Source organism: Fenollaria massiliensis, assembly GCF_000312505.2.
Classification (GTDB): Bacteria; Bacillota; Clostridia; order Tissierellales; family Peptoniphilaceae; genus Fenollaria; species Fenollaria massiliensis.
In genome coordinates, this window is the sequence record NZ_HG326227.1 from 148293 (window position 1) to 167843 (window position 19551).

Here is a 19551-nt window from a genome sequence, read left to right on the forward strand (position 1 = left end):
ATGTATTCTAAAGTAAATACTTGTGTTTTACAAGGCTTGAACGCAAAGATAATTAACGTTGAAAGCGACTTATCGAGTGGCTTACCACAATTTAATATTGTTGGGCTTGCTGATACTGCAATAAAAGAGTCTAAAGAAAGAGTTAGAACTGCAGTAAAAAACTCAGACATAGAGTTTCCGATTAAGAGGATAACCATCAATTTAGCACCAGCTAATGAAAAAAAGAAGGTTCACAGATGGACCTTGCCATCGCCGTAGGCATTTTACTTGCCAATGGTGATATCGACAATCAAGATACTGATGATATGGTCATCATAGGCGAGCTTGCCCTTGATGGCGCAGTAAACTCAGTTCAAGGCGCTCTTCCTATGCTTATATCGATGCGTGATTTGAACGTTAAAAAATGCATAGTACCAGATGCAAATAAAAAAGAGTGCGCAATAGTTGAAGACATAGAGATAATTCCTGTAAAAAATTTAAGAGAAGTGGTTGACTATCTTAATGGTCAAGTTAATATAGAGCCTTATAAAAATGATGAAGAAGAAATTATAAATACAGTTGATGACAGCGTAGATTTTGCTGATATGAAGGGTCAAGAAGGACTTAAGAGAGCTATGGAAATAGCTGCCGCTGGCGGACATAATATGCTAATCATAGGACCACCAGGCTCAGGTAAGACCATGGCTGCAAGAAGACTTGCGACAATACTACCCGATTTAACGTTTGAAGAAGCTATAGAGATTACTAAAATTTACTCTATATCAGGCTTATTAAAAGATGAAGGTCTTGTAAAGAGAAGACCGTTTAGGTCGCCTCATCACACATCATCAGATGTTGCCTTGATAGGCGGAGGAAGAATACCAAAACCAGGCGAGGTCTCACTAGCACATCACGGCGTTTTATTCTTAGACGAGTTGCCAGAATTTCCTAGAAAAGTTTTGGAAGTGTTAAGACAGCCGATTGAAGATGGCGAAGTAACAGTTTCACGTGTTAACGCAACTTTGAAATATCCGTCAAAGTTTATGTTTGTTGCTTCAATGAACCCATGTCCATGTGGTTACTATGGCGATGAAACTCATCAATGCACTTGCACTCAAAGTCAGATCGACAGATATTTAGGTAAAATTTCAAGCCCATTACTTGATAGAATAGATATTCATATCGAAGTAAAACCTGTTAAATACGATGAACTAAGCTCAAAAACTGAGTGCGAATCATCTGAAACTATTCGAGAGAGGGTTAACAGGGCAAGAAAAAGACAGCTTGAAAGATATAAAAACGAAGGAATCATTTCAAATTCAGAGCTTACAAATAAAATGATTAAAAAATATATCAAACTTGATGAAAAAGCTCAAGAAATTATGGAATTTGCCTTTAAGAAATTTAATTTTAGCGCTAGAAGCTATAATAAAATACTTAAACTTGCTAGAACTATAGCCGATTTAGCTGACAGCGACTTAGTTTTAGAAAAGCATGTGCTTGAAGCAATTCAATACAGAACACTAGATAAGAAATATTGGAGATAAGATGGATAATAGAGATGTACTTTTGTATTTAAATAGCATTTATGCGGAAAGAGCTGTTGTATTTAGCTTATTTGATTTAAACATAGAGCTAAATGATATTATGAATATGGATAGAGCTTCATTAAAAAAGCTAAATATATTTTCGGATAATATTATAAATAAAATTCTTAATGATGATAAAGAAGCTATAGTATATAGAATCAAGGAAAAACTTGATAAGATTGACGCTGATTTTATGACTTTTCTAGACAAGGACTTTCCAAGCAGATTACTTTTTATAGATGATCCACCATATTTATTGTTTTACAAAGGAAAGATTATCGATGACGACTCAAACTCAGTAGCCATAGTTGGTGCGAGAAAGTCAACAAGCTATGGCCAGCTCGCTTGTAAAGAGATTGCTCGTGATTTATCTATGAAAAAGATTTGTATAATATCAGGTCTTGCGCTTGGCATTGATTCAATCGCTCATCAAACAGCACTTGAGAATGCTAACAGAACCATAGCCGTCATTGGCAACGGCATTGACCAGATATATCCAAGGAGAAATGAAAGACTTTATTCTGAAATTGCTGACCACGGATCAGTCATCTCAGAGTTTCCTCTTGGTGAGCAGCCGCTTAAATTTAATTTTCCAGTTAGAAATAGAATTATAAGCGCCCTATCAAGATTAGTTATAGTTGTCGAAGCGCAAAAAAGAAGCGGCTCACTAATTACAGCGAGACTTGCTCTTGAACAAGGAAGAGATGTTTATGCTGTGCCAGGAAACATTTTCTCGGCTAATAGTGAGGGCTGCAACATGCTTATTAGGGATGGCGCTGGCATATACACAAATGCAGATGACCTAATTGAAACTAGTGGTCTTGTGGACAATTCCATTAGCATGAACAAAGAAAATTTAGATTTAAGTGAAGATGAAAGAAAAGTTTATGATATAATAAAGAATGGCGATGTAAATTATGAGATAATACTCGCAAAAGCAGGACTTGATAGCGCATCCTTATCGGCTCTACTAACTATACTTGAGCTAAAGGGCGTAATAACAAGTCAAGGACAAAGAACATACTATGCGAACAGAAGGTGATGAAAGATGGATTTAATTATAGTTGAGTCCCCAACGAAGGCAAAGACCATATCTAAGTTTTTGCCAAAAACTTATAAGATTATAGCTTCGAAGGGACATTTAAGAGACCTACCTAAAAGTAGGTTTGCGATTGATGTAGAAAATAATTTTGAACCAGAATATATTAATATAAGAGGAAAAGGACCTGTTATTAATGAGCTTAAAGATCTAGCTAAAAAAGCTGATAGAGTTTATCTTGCAACCGACCCCGATAGAGAGGGAGAGGCAATTAGCTATCACTTAGCCTACATATTGGGTATAGATCTTAAAGATCTTGATAGAATTGAGTTTCACGAAATAACAAAAAATGCTGTAACTAAGGCTATAGCTGAGCCTAGAAGCATTGACATGGACTTAGTTGATGCTCAGCAAGCAAGAAGAGTTTTAGATAGAATTGTTGGTTATAAGATAAGTCCTATCCTTTGGAAGAAGATAAGATCTGGCTTATCAGCAGGTAGAGTGCAATCGAGTGCGCTTAAACTTATTGTCGACAGAAAAAGAGAGATAGATGCCTTTGTTCCTGAAGAATACTGGAACTTAAAAGCTTTATATAAGCATGGCGCTGAAGAGTACGAAGCAAAGTTTGTCGGTACAATGGATGGCAAGGGCAAAGTTAATAAACTTGATGTTCATAACGTAAAAGAAAAGAATGCCATAGTTAAAGAGATAAAGGCTTCTGAACACATTTGTGAAAGCGTTAAAAAATCTCTTTCATCAAGAATGCCAAGTCCGCCATATACAACAAGTACGCTTCAACAAGATGCATCGAGGATATTAAATTTTTCTTCTTCAAAAACAATGAAGGTCGCTCAAAGCCTTTATGAAGGTATAAACATAGGTAAGGGCTCACAAACTGGTCTTATCACATACATGAGAACAGACTCAACAAGGCTTTCTGACGAGGCATGCGGTGCTGCTCAAAGCTATATAATTAATAAATTTGGCAAAGAATATCACAAGAAGAATAATTATGCACATAAGCAGTCAAAAAACACACAAGACGCGCATGAAGCGATTAGACCTGTTAATATAAATATAAATCCAAGCGAAATTTCAAAATATTTATCACAAGATGAATTAAAACTTTATAGATTAATATGGCAAAGATTTTTAATGACGCAAATGGCGAGCGCAAAATTTGATACCTTGACAATAGATTTTGCTTCAGGCAAATATATTTTTAGAGCGAACTACAAGAGCTTAAAATTTGATGGTTTCTTAAAGGTTTCTTCGTATGAAAAATTTGACGAGAAAAAAGATGTCAAGCTTAAAGCAAATGATAAAGTTGATTTAGAAAAAATTGAAGGCGAGAAAAAATTTACTCAGCCTAAGAGTTATTATACAGAAGCAACTTTGATTAAAGCACTTGAAGAGCTTGGTATAGGTAGACCAAGTACTTACTCACCAACTATATCTACGCTAATCAATCGTAATTATATCGAGATAGAGAAGAAAATGTTTATACCGACTGAACTAGGTATATCAGTAACAAAACTTTTGGAAGATAACTTCAAGTCTATAGTCGATGCAAAATTTACTGCTTATCTTGAGAGCAAACTTGATGATATATCAGTTGGCAAGCTTGAGTGGAAGGACGTTATAGCTAGTTTTTATAAAGATTTTATCAAAGATGTAGAAAAAGCTGAAAAAGAAGCTAAAGATTATGAACTTAAAGACGAAGTGAGTGACGTTAAGTGTAAATTATGCGGAAGACCTATGCTTATAAAGAGATCAAGATATGGCAAGTTCCTTGGCTGCTCAGGTTTTCCTGAGTGCAAATACACAGAAGCAATCGTTGAAAAGACTGGAGCTGTGTGCCCTAAGTGCGGCCACGACATTATAAAGAAAAAATCAAAGACAGGCAGAATTTTTTATGGCTGCTCAAACTATCCAAATTGTGATTTTGCTACTTTTGATGAAGTTTATTCAAAACCATGTCCTAAGTGTGGAAAGTATAGAACAATAAAAAGAAAAAGCAAAGAAAACGTTATTACGTGCCCAAATTGTGGCTTCGAAGAAGTGATTGAGAAGAAAAAAAGCTAAAATATAAAAAATATTGAAAAAAAGCTTGACATTTTCATCATTTCTGATATAATAGTTAGGTAAACCGCACAGAATTGGTTTTAAGTTAATCACCAATAATGGCGAGACTAAATTAGAGGAGGTATTAGACTTGTACGCAATAGTAGAAACAGGTGGAAAGCAATACATGGTTAAAGAAAACGATGTAATCCACGTAGAAAAGTTAGAAGCTAACGAAGGCGACGAAATTAGCTTAGAAAATGTACTTTTCGTCTCTAATGATGGGGATAACAAAGTAGGTAAACCTTACGTTGAAGGTGCTAAGGTTACTTGCAAAGTTTTGAAACAAGGTAAATCTAAAAAGATTATCGTTTTCAAATATAAACCTAAAAAGAACGAAAGAAAGAAAAAAGGTCACAGACAACCATTTACAAGACTAGAAGTAACTAAGATCGAAGCTTAGTTATGACTACAGTAACTTTTTTCGAAAAGGATGGCAAGATATTAGAATTTGAATTTGATGGACATGCAAATTACGCACATGAAGATGGCATAGTTTGTGCGAGTCTTTCAGCACTTTCAATATCGACAGTCAATTCTTTAGAAGAAATAGCAGGATTAAATGAAAACGAAGAATATTTCGTGGAAATTTATGAAGATGAAGATAAAGACGAGGTTAAATTAAATTTTAAGTATAAGACAGATGATCCTGACAAGGACTACATAAGTCAGATACTACTTAGGTCTTTATTACTAAGCGTTAAAAATATATATAAGGAATACTCCGATAGAGTAGCTTTATATGTGAAGGAGGTAAAGAAATGTTAAAAATTAATTTACAATTATTCTCCTCTAAAAAGGGACTTGGTTCTTCAAAAAACGGTAGAGATAGTAAGCCAAAAATGCTTGGAACAAAGCGTGGAGACGGCCAATTCGTTCTATCAGGTAACATTCTAGTAAGACAAAGAGGAACAAAGATTCATCCCGGTAATAATGTCGGTAGAGGAAAAGACGATACACTTTTTGCTATGATTGATGGCGTTGTTAAATTCGAAAGAAAAGACAAGAAAAGAAAACAAGTAAGTGTATATCCAAAAGAAGTTTTAGCATAGTTTGAAGGAACCGGTACACGGTTCCTTTTTTTAAGGTGGTGATAATGTGTTAGACATGGTAGTTTTAGAACTAAAAGCTGGCAAGGGCGGCGACGGCATGGTTGGCTGGAGAAGAGAAAAGTTTGAACCTGCTGGAGGGCCCTACGGTGGCGATGGAGGCAAAGGAGCATCCATAATTTTAAAAGCTGACTCAAATATGAGAACGCTTATAGATTTTAAACATAAAAGAATATTTAAGGCTGATAATGGCGAAAACGGCAAGAATAAATTGCAATATGGTAAAGATGGCGAGGACATGATACTTAAGGTTCCTGTTGGAACACTTGTTAAGGAGTTTAATTCAAAGGGACTTATTATGGACTTAAAAAATGATGGCGACGAAGTCATCATAGCTAAAGGCGGCAGAGGCGGCAGAGGCAATGCGAAATTCAAAAACTCTGTAAGGCAGGCACCAACATTTGCAGAGCCAGGTAAAAAAGGTGAAGAGATAAAAGTAATACTTGAGTTAAAGCTTATAGCTGACGTTGGCTTCATAGGCTACCCAAACGTAGGCAAATCATCACTTTTATCGGTGATTTCAAGAGCAAAACCAAAGATTGCTAACTATCACTTTACAACACTTGAGCCAAACCTTGGTGTAGTTACAACAAAGGATAACAACAGCTTTGTTGCAGCCGACATCCCAGGACTTATTGAGGGCGCACACGAAGGACTTGGACTTGGCCATAGCTTTTTAAAGCATATAGAAAGGACTAACGTACTTGCTCACGTCGTTGATGCATCAAGATCTGAAAGAGAAAATCCGATTGAAGATTTTAAAAAGATAAATGAAGAATTATTTTCATATAATGAAAAATTAAAAAATAAAAAGCAATTAGTCGTATTAAATAAGGCTGATTTAGTTTATGAAAAAGAAGAGCTAGAAAAGCTTCAAAATGAGTTTAAAGAGATGGGCTACGATAGCGTTATTACAAGCAGCGCAACACTTGAAGGCGTTGAGATGCTTAAGTATAAGCTATATGACATCATTAAAGACATGCCAAGAAATGCTAACGAAACATTTGACGATACTGTATACATTAAAGAAGATACAGACATTCCAGTTCATGTATATAAATCAAATGGCATTTATTTCGTTGAAGGAACTAAGGTAGAAAACGTTTTAGCCGGCGTTTATGCAGATAATATAGATTCGCTAAGATATTTCCAAAGATTCCTTGAAAAAGAAGGCATCATGGATGAACTTAGAGAGCTTGGACTAGAAGACTCAGATACAGTCGATGTATGCGGCTTTGAGTTTGATTATTATAGTTAGGTGATATTATGACAGGAAAAGAAAGAGCAAAATTAAAATCAATCGCACAAAATTTAAAAGCAACATTTCAAATAGGTAAGGATGGTATTTCGGCTGAATTTATCAATCAAATCGATGATTATTTAGAAAAGAATGAAATTGTTAAAATTAGAGTTTTAAATAATTCATCAGAAGATGTTAAAGAAGCACAAGCCTTTCTTATGGAAGAATTAAACTGTGAATTCGTTCAACAAATTGGCTCAATATTTGTAATTTATAGAGAGTCATTAAAAAGGACAAGACTTTTGCAAGATGAAAAATAAGATACTTATTTTTGGCGGCACGTTTAATCCCATTCACAATGGACATTTAATCTTGGCTGAAAACTCAATCAATGAAGAAGGCTTTGACAAAGTAGTCTTTATCCCAACTATGAATCCATATTATAAGGATACACTTGATTTTGATACAAGACTTAAAATGTTAAAGATGGCGATAAAGGATAATGATAAATTTGCCTACTCAAGCATAGAGAAAAAATATAATTTAGAGGGCAAACTTTATTTAATACTTGAAAAAATTTCAAAGCTTAGTGATGATGACGTCACTATACTTATAGGCTCAGACAGTCTTATGAATCTTGATTGGTGGTACAAAATAGATGAAATACTTAAAAAATATAAAATCCTGGTACTAAGAAGAGATGACGAAGACGAGGCCATTGAGATGAAGATTAATGAGTATAAAGAAAAGTATGGAGCCGATATAAAAGTATTAAATAACAAAAGAGTAGAGATATCATCAAGCATGATACGCGAGATGATTAAAGAAGGAAAGTCAATTAAATATCTTGTCACTGATGAGGTAGAAAAGTTTATAAAGGATGAGAACTTATATGTATGATATTGAAAAGTTTAAAGAAAAACTTAGAAGTGAAGTAAAAGAGTCAAGGTATGAGCATTCTTTGTCAGTTATGAATTTTTCAGTAGAACTTGCAAAATATTACGGCGTAGATGAAGAAAAAGCAAGGGTCGCAGGACTTTTACACGACTGTGCAAAATATAAAGATACTGATAAGATATTGCAAAAGGCAAAAGAATTTGATATAATAATTAGTGGTGATTTAAGTCACACAATAAAAGTACTTCATGCTTTACTTGGATACTATATAGCAAGAGATGAGTACGGAATAAAAGATGAGGAAATACTTTTAGCAATAAAAAATCACGCTCTTGGAAGAGAAAATATGAGCGACTTAGAAAAAATTGTGTTTTACGCAGATTTTGCAGAACCTTTAAGGACTTATGCTATGGCTGAAAAGCTTAGAGAGTTTAAATATGAAGGTCTATCAAAAGCGGCGTATGAAGCAGTGAACTATAACCTATGCTATTTATTAGAAGAGGGTTTATATGTTCATCCACAATCATTAAAAACGAGGAATTCTTTATTATTGGAATTGAAAGGAGAATAATTTTTGGAAATTAAAGAGAAATTAGAAATAATTCAAAATGCAATTGAAGCTAAGAAGGGCTTTGATATTGATACTATATTTATAGGAGAAAAAAGCTCTATTGCTGATTATTTTGTAATCTGTTCAGCCAATAATAAATCACAAGCTGAGTCAATCATGGACGAGGTAGACGAAAAACTTGCTGTGCAAGGAATTTTGCCAAGACGCGTTGAAGGAAAGGCAACAAGCAATTGGATAATTATGGATTATGAAGACATAATCGTTCACATATTTTTAAGTGATGACAGAGAGTACTATAATCTTGAAAGATTATGGAAAAATTTAGAAATAGAAAGTGAGGAATAACCATGAGTCTAAAAACTGTAGACACTAAAAAAGCACCAGGTGCTGTAGGACCATATTCTCAAGCGATTGCTTTTGAAAGATTTTGTTTCACATCAGGACAATTACCAATAAATCCTGAAACAGGAGAATTAATCTCAGATGATATTGAAAAAGCTACTGAACAATCAATTAAAAATGTTGAAGCAATTCTAAACGAAGCTGGCTTTACATTAGAAGATGTAGTTAAGACAACTATTTTTGTAAAAGATATGAAAGATTTTTCAAAAGTTAATGGCGTTTACGAAAAATACTTCTCAAGTCATAAACCTGCAAGATCTTGCGTAGAGGTATCAACTCTACCTAAGAATGGGCTTATCGAAATAGAAGCAATTGCATACAAATAGGAGGAAGAAATGAGAAAAGTATTAGTTACTGGAGCTTTAGGACAAATCGGTTCTGAACTTGTAAAGAGATTTAGAAAAGAATATGGCGACCACAATGTTATTGTATCAGATGTTAGAGAATTACCTGAAAGAAAAGACATCATCGATGCAGGTCCATTCGAATTAATCGACGTTACTGATGGCAATAGAATTAAAGAAGTAGCCGATAAATATAAAGTAAACACTATAGTTCACTTAGCAGCACTTCTTTCAGCAGTTGGTGAAAAAGTGCCACAAAAGTGCTGGCAAATAAATATGGGCGGTTTATTCAACGTTCTTGAAGTTGCTAGAGAAAATGAATGCCAAGTATTTACACCAAGTTCAATCGCTTGCTTTGGACCAGATACACCAAAGGATAAAACACCTCAAACAACATTACAAAGACCAACATCTATGTACGGTGTAACTAAGGTAGCTGGAGAAAACCTTTGCGATTACTATCACTTAAGATTTGGTGTTGACACAAGAGGAGTTAGATTCCCTGGCATCATCTCATACGATACACTTCCAGGCGGAGGAACAACTGACTACGCTGTTGATATCTATTATGATGCAATTAAAAAAGGTTCATACGAATGCTTCATCAAAGAAGGTACATACATGGATATGATGTATATGCCAGACGCTTTGAACGCAGTAATTCAACTTATTGAAGCTGACGGATCAAAACTAATACACAGAAACGCATTTAATATCGCTGCAATGAGCTTTGAACCAGAAGAAATTAAAAAGTCAATACAAAAATTCATGCCAGAATTTACTATGACATACAATGTTGACCCAGTAAGACAAGCAATTGCAGATTCATGGCCAAACTCATTAGACGATAGCTGTGCAAGAGCAGAATGGGGCTGGAAGCCTGAGTATGACCTTGACACAATGAGTAAAGACATGCTTGAAAAGCTAAAAGAAAAACTAAAATAATTAATTAAAAACAATTTAGTTAAAAAATTATGCAAAACAGAGTGAGAAATCATTCTGTTTTTTTGTATTAGAAAACCCCCAGTTAGACTGGGGGTTCAGTTTAGCTTTAGCGGTGATAAACAAACAAAAAAACCTCCCTATTTGATATAATATAATTGTAATCTGTCAATTGCAATATAAAATCAAATAAGGGAGGAATTAAAAATGTCATTGAATGACACACATAGTTTATCACATACTAAATGGAATTGCAAATACCACATAGTGTTTGCACCCAAGTATAGAAGGAAAGAATTTTTTGGAGATAAAAGACTTGAAATAGGACAAATTTTAAGAGAATTATGTAGTTGGAAAGAAGTTAATATAATAGAAGCAGAAGTTTGCCCAGATCATGTACACATGTTGGTAGAAATACCACCCAAATTAGCAGTATCAAGCTTCATGGGATTCTTAAAAGGAAAAAGCAGTATAATGATTTATGAAAAATGGGGCAATTTAAAATATAAGTACAGAGGACGTCAATTTTGGTGTAGAGGTTATTATGTAGATACAGCAGGAAAAAATACAAAAATCATACAAGAGTATATACAAAATCAATTGAAACAAGACCAGCTTAGTGAACAGCTGACATTTGATACAATAGACCCTTTTAAAGGGTAGCTAGTATAATTTGCAAGTGACAGATTAACCAACGTCCTTGAGGCGTGGCTAGTAATACAGGCCCTTTGGGCCGCATGAGAAAAACCCCCGGCTAGGCCGGGGGATATTTATTGTGTTTATAAAATATTTTCTTGGGTATATATAGGTCGAAGAAAAGAAATTTTGGTAAATTGTTTCATTTGAACATATAAAATAATTAAGTTTATTAAAAGAATTTTATCTCAAACGCTCTTAGTATTACAAATTCTTATACCTGAGAAAAAATTTAAGATTGCTTGACAAATATTTATATATATAATATAATATGAATACAATTGAATATAAACATATACATATTACGGGCCAATCATATTACATAAAGAATTTTATTATCACATACATATACATATAAAAATAAAATAGGGATTTTTTATTTTTGTATGATTTTATAAAAGGGGGATTATGATGGGCTTTATTTATTTGGATAATGCTGCAACAACAAGAGTTAGAAAAGAAGTTATAGATGCTATGCTACCATATTATGGAGAAAAGTACTTCAACGCATCAAGTCTTTACTCATTAGCAACTGATGTAAAGAAGGATGTGGTAGAGGCAAGAGAAAAGATTGCATCATACTTTAACTGCAAGGCAGATGAAATATATTTTACAAGCTGTGGCTCAGAATCAGACAACTGGGCTTTAAAGGGATGTGCTTTTAAGTACAAGGACAAAGGTAGACACATAATTACAACAAAGATTGAGCACCCAGCTATACTTAACACATGCAAATTCCTTGAAAAGGAAGGTTTTGAAATAACATACCTAAGCGTTGATTCAGACGGTTTTATTGATCTTAAAGAGCTTGAAAACGCTATAAGAGAAGATACTATACTTATTAGTATAATGTTTGCAAATAATGAGATAGGAACTATTGAGCCAATCAAAGAAGCGGCTGCTATAGCTCATAAGCACAATGTTTTCTTCCATACAGACGCTGTTCAAGCAGTTGGTAATGTTAGGATAGACGTTCAAGACTTAGGTGTTGACATGATGAGTTTATCAGGACATAAACTTTATGGACCAAAGGGCATAGGTGCTTTATACATCAGAAAAGGTGTTAATATTGACAATTTAATTCATGGTGGTGGACAAGAAAGAAAGAGAAGAGCGGGAACTGAAAACACTGCTGAAATCATCGGTCTTGCAAAAGCTATAGAATTATTATATGACAATTTTGATAAGCACAATAATTATCTAAGAGATAAAAGAGATAGATTAGTTAAAGAAATTATGGAAAAAATTCCATATACACTATATAACGGAAGCAAGGACGAAAGCAAGAGATTACCAGGAAACGCTTCATTCTGCTTTAAGTACGTTGAAGGCGAAGCTCTTCTACTAATGCTTGACGCAGCTGGCATAGCTGGCTCAACAGGTTCTGCGTGTGCATCAGGTTCACTTGATCCATCACATGTATTACTTGCTATAGGCTTACCACACGAAATTGCTCACGGTTCTTTAAGATTAACATTCTCAGAAGAAATCACTGATGAAGATGTAGACTACGTTGTAGATAGTCTTGTAAAGATTATAGAAAGATTAAGACAAATGTCTCCTCTATATGATGAGGCTATTGCGAAAGGAGAAATATAATGTTATATTCTGAAAAAGTTATGGATCACTTCATGCATCCAAGAAATGTAGGAGAGATGGAAAACCCAAGTGGTGTTGGCGAAGTTGGTAATGCAAAGTGCGGCGACATCATGAGGATGTACCTTAAGATAGACGAAAACGATATAATTACAGATGTTAAGTTTAAGACTTATGGCTGCGGTACAGCTATCGCATCATCATCAATGGCTACAGAACTTATTAAAGGAAAGTCAATAAATGATGCTATAAACCTATCTAACAAGGAAGTTGCTGAAAATTTGGATGGACTACCACCAATTAAGATGCACTGCTCAGTACTTGCTGAAGAAGCTATCAAGGCAGCACTTTATGACTACCAAGAAAAGTCTGGTCACAAGGTAAAAGGTCTTGAAAATTACGAACCACCAAAAGATGATTTACATGACCACGAGCATGTAGAACTAGACTAAAAAGATGAACTTATTAACAAGTACAAGTAACGAGAACATTATTAGTTTGATAAATCAAGGAGGAGCCTTAAATGGTATCCTCCTTGGTTTGCAAATAATAATATTAGCTTTGGGCATATATTATCTTATTAATATAGGTAACAGACACGTTGAAGACGGCGAAAGACTTATATTTTCTAAAACTGTAATCATAAAATTTATTATAGCAGTTTTGGCGGTGCTTTTCTTCATATACATATACAAGAGCTTCCTTATGGTAAGAACGGTAACACTATCTATACTAGTTGCGGCAATGCTTGCGTACTTTTTAAACCCTATGGTGAAAAGCGTGCGTAAAAGACTTAAGATTTCGGAGACTCTTGCGATTTTAACTGTTTTTCTAATAGTTGTTCTTATATTTTTAATCTTAGGATTCACAGTATTTCCTAAGACTATTTCTGATATCAAAAATCTGTTAATTAAATTCCCAGAGTATTATGAACAAACGCTTAAATCAATCAATGAATTTTTAAGTCAATATGAAATTCTTAAAGGAATAAATCTTGATAATAAGCTTATAGTTGATAATTTATCAAAAATTTATAAAACACAAACAGCCAACGCGGGCAATTTTTTACTTGCTTCTGCTAAGAATGTTATGAGTTTTGTATTTTCTTTGGTGCTAACACCAATATTTGCTTTTTACTTTTTAAAGGACAAGGAGCAAATAAAGAATAGATTCAAAGGACTTTTACCAGAATCTAAAAAAGAGAGATTACTAAGACTATTCTCAAACATTCATGATGATATGACTAAGTATGTCATTGGCAAAATTAAGATGGCGATTTTCGTAGGGTTTGCAACATTTATAATGCTTCTTATCTTAGGGGTTGAATTTTCTTTTGTTATAGGTATAATTACTTGTGTTGCTGACATAATTCCTTATGTCGGACCACTTATGGGTTTAGTGCCAGCCTTTGTTTTTGGTTTTATAGAAAGTCCAATAAAAGCACTTTGGATACTTATTATGTATTTATTCCTTCAATGGGTAGAAAATAACATAGTCGGACCAAAGATATTATCAGAAGAAACTGGCTTTCATCCAATAGTTGTTTTATTCCTTTTAGTATTAGGAGCGTCACTATTCGGATTTTTAGGTATGATACTAGCTGTACCTATTGCACTTGTTATAAAAACGGTGTATAATGAGTATATTGTAAATAAAAATAATTAGAGGTGTATATATGAAAAATTTATCTTTAGACCAAATAAGAGATGAATATTTAAATTTCTTTAAAAATCAAGACCACTTAGCTGAAAAAAGTTTTTCGCTAATACCAAAGGATGATAAATCATTATTATTAATAGGTGCTGGTATGGCACCACTTAAAAAGTTCTTTACAGGCGAATTAAGTGCTCCATCGAAGAGAATGACTACTTGCCAAAAGTGTATCAGAACTGGCGATATCGACAATGTTGGTAAAACTGATAGACACGGAACTTTCTTTGAAATGCTTGGAAACTTCTCTTTTGGAGATTATTTCAAAAAAGAAGCAATTCATTGGGCGTGGACTTTACTTACAGAAAAATTTGAAATAGAACCTGAAAAGCTATGGATCACAGTATTTAAGGATGACGACGAAGCCTTTGATTTATGGGTAAAAGAAGGCCAAGATCCAAAGAGATTAGTAAGACTTGGCAAAGAAGACAACTTCTGGGAGCTAGAGACAGGTCCATCAGGTCCATGTACTGAAATTTTCTACGATAGAGGAGAAAGCTACGGCACATTAAAAAACTTTGATGATGGAGTAGAAAACGAAAGACTTATAGAAGTTTGGAACCTTGTATTTACTCAATTTGATAGAAAATCAAAAGATGAGTATGAACCGTTAAGCCATCCTAATATAGATACTGGAATGGGCCTTGAAAGAATGGCATGTGTTATGCAAGGCGTTCACTCAATCTTCGATATTAAAGAAATTAGAAGCATTATTGAAGAGATTGAAAGACTTTCAAATAAAAAATATAAAGAAAATGAAAAAGATGACATATCTATAAGAATAATCGCTGACCACGTAAGAAGCATGACATTTATGGTTTCAGACGGCATTATACCATCAAACGAGTCAAGAGGTTATGTACTTAGAAAGATAATTAGGCGTGCGATCAGACACGGTAAGCTTCTTGGCATAGACAGACCATTCTTAGCTGATCTTGTTCAAAAAGTTATCGATGGCTGGTCATATCACTATACAGAACTTGCTCAAAATAAAGATACTATAATCAAGATTATAAGCGCTGAAGAAGCTAAATTTGAAGAAACTATCAATCAAGGTATGAACATACTAAACTCATACATTGATGAGCTTAAAAAAGAAGGAAAGAAGAGTCTTTCTGGCGAAAAAGCTTTCATTCTATATGATACTTATGGCTTCCCATTTGATATAACTAAGGAAATTCTTGAAGAAAATGGAATTTCAGTAGATGAAGACGAGTTCAATAAGAACATGCAAGAGCAAAAGCTTAGAGCAAAAGAAAATGCTCATATAGAAGACTCTGGCTGGAATAGTGACCTAAATCTTGACATTTATGAAAATTATAAGAATGAATTTATCGGCTATGAATTCAATGTTAATGATGATGCTAAGGTAAACGCTATAGTTAAGGATAAAAATCTTGTTGACTCAATCAAGGAAGGCGACAAAGCCATAGTTATACTTGATAAAACACCTTTCTACGGTCAATCAGGTGGACAAGTTGGTGACGTCGGTACGCTTAAAAATGATAAGGCTACTTTAAGGGTAATCGATACAAAGAAGACTAAGACTGGACTTGTGCTTCACGAAGTTGAAGTAGAAAAAGGTGAGCTAAAAACTGGCGATAAGCTAGACGCTGAGATTGATTACAAGCTTAGACAAGATACACGCAAGAACCATACAGCAACCCACCTACTACACAAAGCTTTAAAGATGGTTCTAGGCACTCATGTTAATCAAGCAGGCTCCTTAGTTAGCCCAACAAGACTTAGATTTGACTTTACACACTTCCAAGCAATGACTGCTGAAGAAATAAAACAAGTTGAAAACATTGTTAATGAAAGCATTTTTGATGCTATAGACGTTGACACATCAGTAGTTAGTTTAGAAGAATCTAAAAAGATGGGCGCAACAGGTCTATTTGAAGACAAATACGGAGATTTAGTAAGAGTAGTTAAAGTTGGCGATTTCTCAATGGAATTATGCGGTGGTACTCACGTTAAAAATACTTCCGAAGTAGGAATATTTAAGATAGTTCAAGAAACTGGTATAGCAGCAGGTGTTAGGAGAATCGAAGCTTTAACAGGCAGAAACACATATAAATACTTAAATGATAACGAGGCTGAACTAGATAAGCTTAGTGAAACATTTAAAACTAATAAAGATGACCTTATTAATAAGGCTGAACAAACAATTAGCGATTTAAAAGATAGAGAAAAACAAATAAAAGATTTAAAGAACAAGATACAAAATGCAGAGCTTAAAAATCTTGATAGTGAAGTGAAAAATATTAACGGTATCAATTATATAATTAGTGTGATTGATGCTGGCAACATGAACGAATTAAGACAAGCAGGCGACAAGCTTAAAGACAAAGTTAAATCAGGTATAGTTATGGTAGCAGCTGACATTGGTGGTAAAACATCATTTATAATTACACTTACAAAAGATATTGTAAGCAAGGTAGTTACAGCAAACATCTTGATGAAAAACATCGCTCCATTACTAGATGCTAAGGGCGGCGGAAGAGATGACATGGCTCAAGCTGGTGGAGGCAACTCAGATAGGCTTAAAGATTTTGAAATAAAAGCTGAAGAAAAATTAAAAGAGATATTAGGCTAATTATTATAAGAAATAATCATTGAAGACTTCGCTCTTTTATGATATACTATAGGTAGAGGTGATAGTATGGATAAGAAATTTGATGAGACAATGAAATTTAATATTCAAAAGGAAACAGTTCAATCACCAAAAGAAATATTAAATAAAGTTTGTGAAGCTCTAGAAGCTAAAGGATACAATCCTATCAACCAAATTATAGGATATATCTTATCAGGCGATCCGACATATATAACAAGCTACAACGATGCGAGATCGATGATTATACAAATGGAAAGAGATGAGCTTTTGGAGGCAATACTCGTTGATTATTTGAAATGATTAATAGGGGCTTATAACCCCTATTATTTTTAGGTGAAATTATGGAAAGAATTTTAGCTTTAGATGTTGGCGATAAAACAGTTGGTCTTGCGATTTCAGATGAATTGCAAATCATTGTCACAACACTAAACACAATTTTTAGAACTTCAAAATTAGAAGATAGAGACAAATTAAAGGAAATCATTGAACAGTACGGCGTAAAAACTTTAGTTGTTGGTCTTCCTAAGAACATGGATGGAAGCCTTGGACCACAAGCAAAAAAAGTTAAAAAGTACATGGATTTTATGAGAAAAAACATAGAAGATATTGAAATTGTCTATGTTGATGAGAGACTAACTACTGTTAGTGCGACAAGAGTTTTAATTGATACGAATGTGCGCAGAGAAAACAGAAAAAAGTATGTTGACTCAATCGCTGCGAATTATATTTTGAGAACATATTTAGATATGCAAAGGGGAAAAAATGGAGAATAAAATATTGCTTCATGACGATAACGGAAAAGAGATAGAATTTATCGTAGAAGCTACATTTGAGATAGATACTGAAAAGTATATAGTAATGTATGAAACAGAAGAAGATGAAGACTACTATATAATGAAGTATACTGAAGATGAAGAAGGAAATTTAGTATTCATAGGCTTAGACGATGAGGAGCTAAGAGAAGCTCAAGAAGCCTTTGAAGAATTAGATAAAACAAATTAATAAAAGGAGGAAAAGATGTTAAAGAGTAACAAACTAAGGATCATCCCACTGGGTGGCCTTAATGAGATCGGAAAGAACATTACTCTTATTGAATGTGATAACGATATAGTTATATGCGATTGCGGTATGACATTTCCAGAGGACGAGATGCTGGGCGTGGATATCGTAATTCCAGATATCACATATTTAGAAAAAAATAAAGAGAGAATTAAAGGTATAGTCTTAACACATGGTCACGAGGACCACATAGGAGCTATACCATACGTCTTAAAGAAGATAAATGTACCTATTTATGGTACTAGACTAACTTTAGGACTACTAGAAAATAAATTAAAGGAACACAATTTAAAACCAAAGATGCACGTTGTGAACTTTAATGATAAGGTTAGATTAGGCAAAATTGTTGTTGAATTTATCAGACAATGTCATAGTATACCTGACTCAGCAGCACTAGCATTTCACACACCTGCAGGCGTTATAGTTCATACAGGTGACTTTAAGATTGACTTTACACCAATTATGGGTGGGGTGAACGATTTAAACAGATTCGCTGAGCTTGGCGATAAAGGCGTTCTTTGCTTATTAGCAGAGAGTACAAACGTTGAAAGAAAGGGCTATACTCTAAGTGAAAGAGTAGTTGGCGAGACATTTAGAACCATTTTCCACGAGTATACTGAGAATAGAATCATAGTTGCGACATTTGCATCAAATATACAAAGAATACAACAAATTATTGAAGCAGCTGAAAAACATGGCAGAAAGATAGTTTTATCAGGAAGATCCATGATAAACAACGTTAATGTTGCTAAAGATTTAGGCTACTTAAGAGTTAAAGACTCAAGTCTTATTGATATAAATAAGATGAATAAGTATGATGACAGAGAGCTTTGCATAATAACAACAGGATCTCAAGGCGAGCCAATGAGTGCACTTACAAGGATTGCTTATAACGAGCACAGAAAAATTCAGCTTACACCAAATGATTTAATCATACTTTCAGCTCATCCAATACCAGGCAATGAAAATGCCATTTCAAAGGTCATTAACAAGCTTATAGAGCTTGATGCAAAAGTTATATACGAATCACTTGGCGAAATACACGTATCAGGACACGCATGTCAAGAAGAGCTTAAGCTTATACATTCACTTATTAAGCCGAGATATTTCATACCAGTTCACGGTGAACAAAGACATCTTAAGATACACGCGTCCCTTGCTGAGAGCATGGGCATGAATCCTAAGAATATCTTCATTATGAAAAACGGTGAAGTGCTTGAACTTGACAAGAGAAAGGCAGAAATAGTTGATGAAGTCACTTCAGGCAATGTTTTGGTCGATGGCCTTGGCGTTGGTGACGTTGGTAACATCGTTTTAAGAGATAGAAAACACTTATCTGAAGACGGCTTGATCATAGTTGTCTTGACACTAAGTAAAGAAGACGGCTCAACTATAGCTGGCCCGGACATCATATCAAGAGGCTTTGTCTATGTTAGAGAAGCAGATGATCTGATGGAAGAAGCAAAGAAAAAAGTTATCCTTGCTATAGAAGATTGCCAAAGAAGACATATATCAGACTGGTCAAGCATTAAAAATGCCATCAGAGACAGTTTGAAAAAGTATATATATCAAACAATGAAGAGAAATCCTATGATACTTCCTGTAATTATGGAGGTATAATTATAAAATTTTACTCG

General features: G+C 34.2%; 21 protein-coding genes, 1 pseudogene and 1 other annotated feature. All 22 genes and pseudogenes read left to right on the plus strand.

Annotated features, from left to right (window positions below):
• A pseudogene (locus BN30_RS09290) lies at positions 1-1526 on the plus strand (YifB family Mg chelatase-like AAA ATPase).
• A 1-nt stretch (position 1527) separates the two neighbouring features.
• The gene (gene dprA / locus BN30_RS06525) at positions 1528-2610 is read left to right on the plus strand and encodes a DNA-processing protein DprA (protein WP_019214704.1); all 1083 of its coding nucleotides are present in this window, start codon (positions 1528-1530) and stop codon (positions 2608-2610) included.
• 6 nt (positions 2611-2616) lie between these two features.
• Complete coding sequence (gene topA, locus BN30_RS06530) at positions 2617-4692, plus strand: type I DNA topoisomerase (RefSeq protein ID WP_019214705.1); 2076 nt, start codon at positions 2617-2619, stop codon at positions 4690-4692.
• A gap of 53 nt (positions 4693-4745) precedes the next feature.
• Positions 4746-4811: a sequence feature (ribosomal protein L21 leader region), on the plus strand.
• 11 nt (positions 4812-4822) lie between these two features.
• Positions 4823-5134, plus strand: a complete 312-nt coding sequence (gene rplU / locus BN30_RS06535; RefSeq protein WP_019214706.1) for a 50S ribosomal protein L21 — start codon at positions 4823-4825, stop codon at positions 5132-5134.
• Positions 5135-5136: 2 nt separating this feature from the next.
• On the plus strand, positions 5137-5499 hold the full coding sequence (locus BN30_RS06540) for a ribosomal-processing cysteine protease Prp (protein WP_019214707.1): 363 nt from the start codon (positions 5137-5139) through the stop codon (positions 5497-5499).
• Entirely contained in the window at positions 5493-5783 is a 291-nt protein-coding gene (gene rpmA, locus BN30_RS06545) for a 50S ribosomal protein L27 (RefSeq protein ID WP_019214708.1), read from the plus strand. The genes BN30_RS06540 and rpmA overlap by 7 nt, the downstream gene beginning before the upstream one ends.
• A gap of 55 nt (positions 5784-5838) precedes the next feature.
• Positions 5839-7098, plus strand: coding sequence for a GTPase ObgE (gene obgE, locus BN30_RS06550; protein ID WP_034450663.1), 1260 nt, complete (start codon positions 5839-5841; stop codon positions 7096-7098).
• A gap of 8 nt (positions 7099-7106) precedes the next feature.
• Positions 7107-7400, plus strand: a complete 294-nt coding sequence (locus tag BN30_RS06555; RefSeq protein ID WP_019214710.1) for a YhbY family RNA-binding protein — start codon at positions 7107-7109, stop codon at positions 7398-7400.
• Positions 7390-7980 carry a nicotinate (nicotinamide) nucleotide adenylyltransferase gene (nadD, locus tag BN30_RS06560; protein WP_019214711.1) on the plus strand — a complete coding sequence of 197 codons (591 nt, stop codon included), beginning with the start codon at positions 7390-7392 and terminating at the stop codon, positions 7978-7980. The genes BN30_RS06555 and nadD overlap by 11 nt, the downstream gene beginning before the upstream one ends.
• A complete protein-coding gene (yqeK, locus tag BN30_RS06565; RefSeq protein WP_019214712.1) occupies positions 7973-8548 on the plus strand; it encodes a bis(5'-nucleosyl)-tetraphosphatase (symmetrical) YqeK in 576 nt (191 codons plus the stop codon). The genes nadD and yqeK overlap by 8 nt, the downstream gene beginning before the upstream one ends.
• A 3-nt stretch (positions 8549-8551) precedes the next feature.
• A complete protein-coding gene (gene rsfS / locus BN30_RS06570) occupies positions 8552-8893 on the plus strand; it encodes a ribosome silencing factor (RefSeq protein ID WP_019214713.1) in 342 nt (113 codons plus the stop codon).
• A 2-nt stretch (positions 8894-8895) separates the two neighbouring features.
• On the plus strand, positions 8896-9276 hold the full coding sequence (locus BN30_RS06575; RefSeq protein WP_019214714.1) for a RidA family protein: 381 nt from the start codon (positions 8896-8898) through the stop codon (positions 9274-9276).
• A 9-nt stretch (positions 9277-9285) separates the two neighbouring features.
• Positions 9286-10239 (plus strand): L-threonine 3-dehydrogenase, encoded by a 954-nt coding sequence (locus BN30_RS06580; RefSeq protein ID WP_019214715.1) that lies wholly within the window; start codon positions 9286-9288, stop codon positions 10237-10239.
• 204 nt (positions 10240-10443) lie between these two features.
• Positions 10444-10899 (plus strand): IS200/IS605 family transposase, encoded by a 456-nt coding sequence (gene tnpA / locus BN30_RS06585; protein ID WP_019214255.1) that lies wholly within the window; start codon positions 10444-10446, stop codon positions 10897-10899.
• Between the two features lie 444 nt (positions 10900-11343).
• Positions 11344-12531, plus strand: coding sequence for a cysteine desulfurase NifS (gene nifS / locus BN30_RS06590; RefSeq protein ID WP_019214716.1), 1188 nt, complete (start codon positions 11344-11346; stop codon positions 12529-12531).
• The gene (gene nifU, locus BN30_RS06595; protein ID WP_019214717.1) at positions 12531-12980 is read left to right on the plus strand and encodes a Fe-S cluster assembly scaffold protein NifU; all 450 of its coding nucleotides are present in this window, start codon (positions 12531-12533) and stop codon (positions 12978-12980) included. Before nifS ends, nifU begins: the two co-directional genes overlap by 1 nt.
• A gap of 4 nt (positions 12981-12984) precedes the next feature.
• A complete protein-coding gene (locus BN30_RS06600; protein WP_084691392.1) occupies positions 12985-14193 on the plus strand; it encodes an AI-2E family transporter in 1209 nt (402 codons plus the stop codon).
• 10 nt (positions 14194-14203) lie between these two features.
• Positions 14204-16837, plus strand: a complete 2634-nt coding sequence (alaS, locus tag BN30_RS06605) for an alanine--tRNA ligase (RefSeq protein WP_019214719.1) — start codon at positions 14204-14206, stop codon at positions 16835-16837.
• Between the two features lie 66 nt (positions 16838-16903).
• Positions 16904-17155, plus strand: coding sequence for an IreB family regulatory phosphoprotein (locus BN30_RS06610; RefSeq protein ID WP_019214720.1), 252 nt, complete (start codon positions 16904-16906; stop codon positions 17153-17155).
• A 41-nt stretch (positions 17156-17196) separates the two neighbouring features.
• A complete protein-coding gene (ruvX, locus tag BN30_RS06615) occupies positions 17197-17628 on the plus strand; it encodes a Holliday junction resolvase RuvX (protein ID WP_019214721.1) in 432 nt (143 codons plus the stop codon).
• On the plus strand, positions 17618-17857 hold the full coding sequence (locus BN30_RS06620) for a DUF1292 domain-containing protein (RefSeq protein ID WP_019214722.1): 240 nt from the start codon (positions 17618-17620) through the stop codon (positions 17855-17857). The genes ruvX and BN30_RS06620 overlap by 11 nt, the downstream gene beginning before the upstream one ends.
• 15 nt (positions 17858-17872) lie before the next feature.
• A complete protein-coding gene (locus tag BN30_RS06625; protein WP_019214723.1) occupies positions 17873-19534 on the plus strand; it encodes a ribonuclease J in 1662 nt (553 codons plus the stop codon).
• Positions 19535-19551: the final 17 nt, after the last annotated feature.

Coding starts and splice junctions, on each gene's coding strand:
- dprA (WP_019214704.1), top strand. CDS start 1,528: ATGGATAATAGAGATGTACTTTTGTATTTAAATAGCATTTATGCGGAA.
- topA (WP_019214705.1), top strand. CDS start 2,617: ATGGATTTAATTATAGTTGAGTCCCCAACGAAGGCAAAGACCATATCT.
- BN30_RS06540 (WP_019214707.1), top strand. CDS start 5,137: ATGACTACAGTAACTTTTTTCGAAAAGGATGGCAAGATATTAGAATTT.
- rpmA (WP_019214708.1), top strand. CDS start 5,493: ATGTTAAAAATTAATTTACAATTATTCTCCTCTAAAAAGGGACTTGGT.
- obgE (WP_034450663.1), top strand. CDS start 5,839: ATGGTAGTTTTAGAACTAAAAGCTGGCAAGGGCGGCGACGGCATGGTT.
- BN30_RS06555 (WP_019214710.1), top strand. CDS start 7,107: ATGACAGGAAAAGAAAGAGCAAAATTAAAATCAATCGCACAAAATTTA.
- nadD (WP_019214711.1), top strand. CDS start 7,390: ATGAAAAATAAGATACTTATTTTTGGCGGCACGTTTAATCCCATTCAC.
- yqeK (WP_019214712.1), top strand. CDS start 7,973: ATGTATGATATTGAAAAGTTTAAAGAAAAACTTAGAAGTGAAGTAAAA.
- BN30_RS06575 (WP_019214714.1), top strand. CDS start 8,896: ATGAGTCTAAAAACTGTAGACACTAAAAAAGCACCAGGTGCTGTAGGA.
- BN30_RS06580 (WP_019214715.1), top strand. CDS start 9,286: ATGAGAAAAGTATTAGTTACTGGAGCTTTAGGACAAATCGGTTCTGAA.
- tnpA (WP_019214255.1), top strand. CDS start 10,444: ATGTCATTGAATGACACACATAGTTTATCACATACTAAATGGAATTGC.
- nifS (WP_019214716.1), top strand. CDS start 11,344: ATGGGCTTTATTTATTTGGATAATGCTGCAACAACAAGAGTTAGAAAA.
- nifU (WP_019214717.1), top strand. CDS start 12,531: ATGTTATATTCTGAAAAAGTTATGGATCACTTCATGCATCCAAGAAAT.
- BN30_RS06600 (WP_084691392.1), top strand. CDS start 12,985: ATGAACTTATTAACAAGTACAAGTAACGAGAACATTATTAGTTTGATA.
- alaS (WP_019214719.1), top strand. CDS start 14,204: ATGAAAAATTTATCTTTAGACCAAATAAGAGATGAATATTTAAATTTC.
- BN30_RS06610 (WP_019214720.1), top strand. CDS start 16,904: ATGGATAAGAAATTTGATGAGACAATGAAATTTAATATTCAAAAGGAA.
- ruvX (WP_019214721.1), top strand. CDS start 17,197: ATGGAAAGAATTTTAGCTTTAGATGTTGGCGATAAAACAGTTGGTCTT.
- BN30_RS06620 (WP_019214722.1), top strand. CDS start 17,618: ATGGAGAATAAAATATTGCTTCATGACGATAACGGAAAAGAGATAGAA.
- BN30_RS06625 (WP_019214723.1), top strand. CDS start 17,873: ATGTTAAAGAGTAACAAACTAAGGATCATCCCACTGGGTGGCCTTAAT.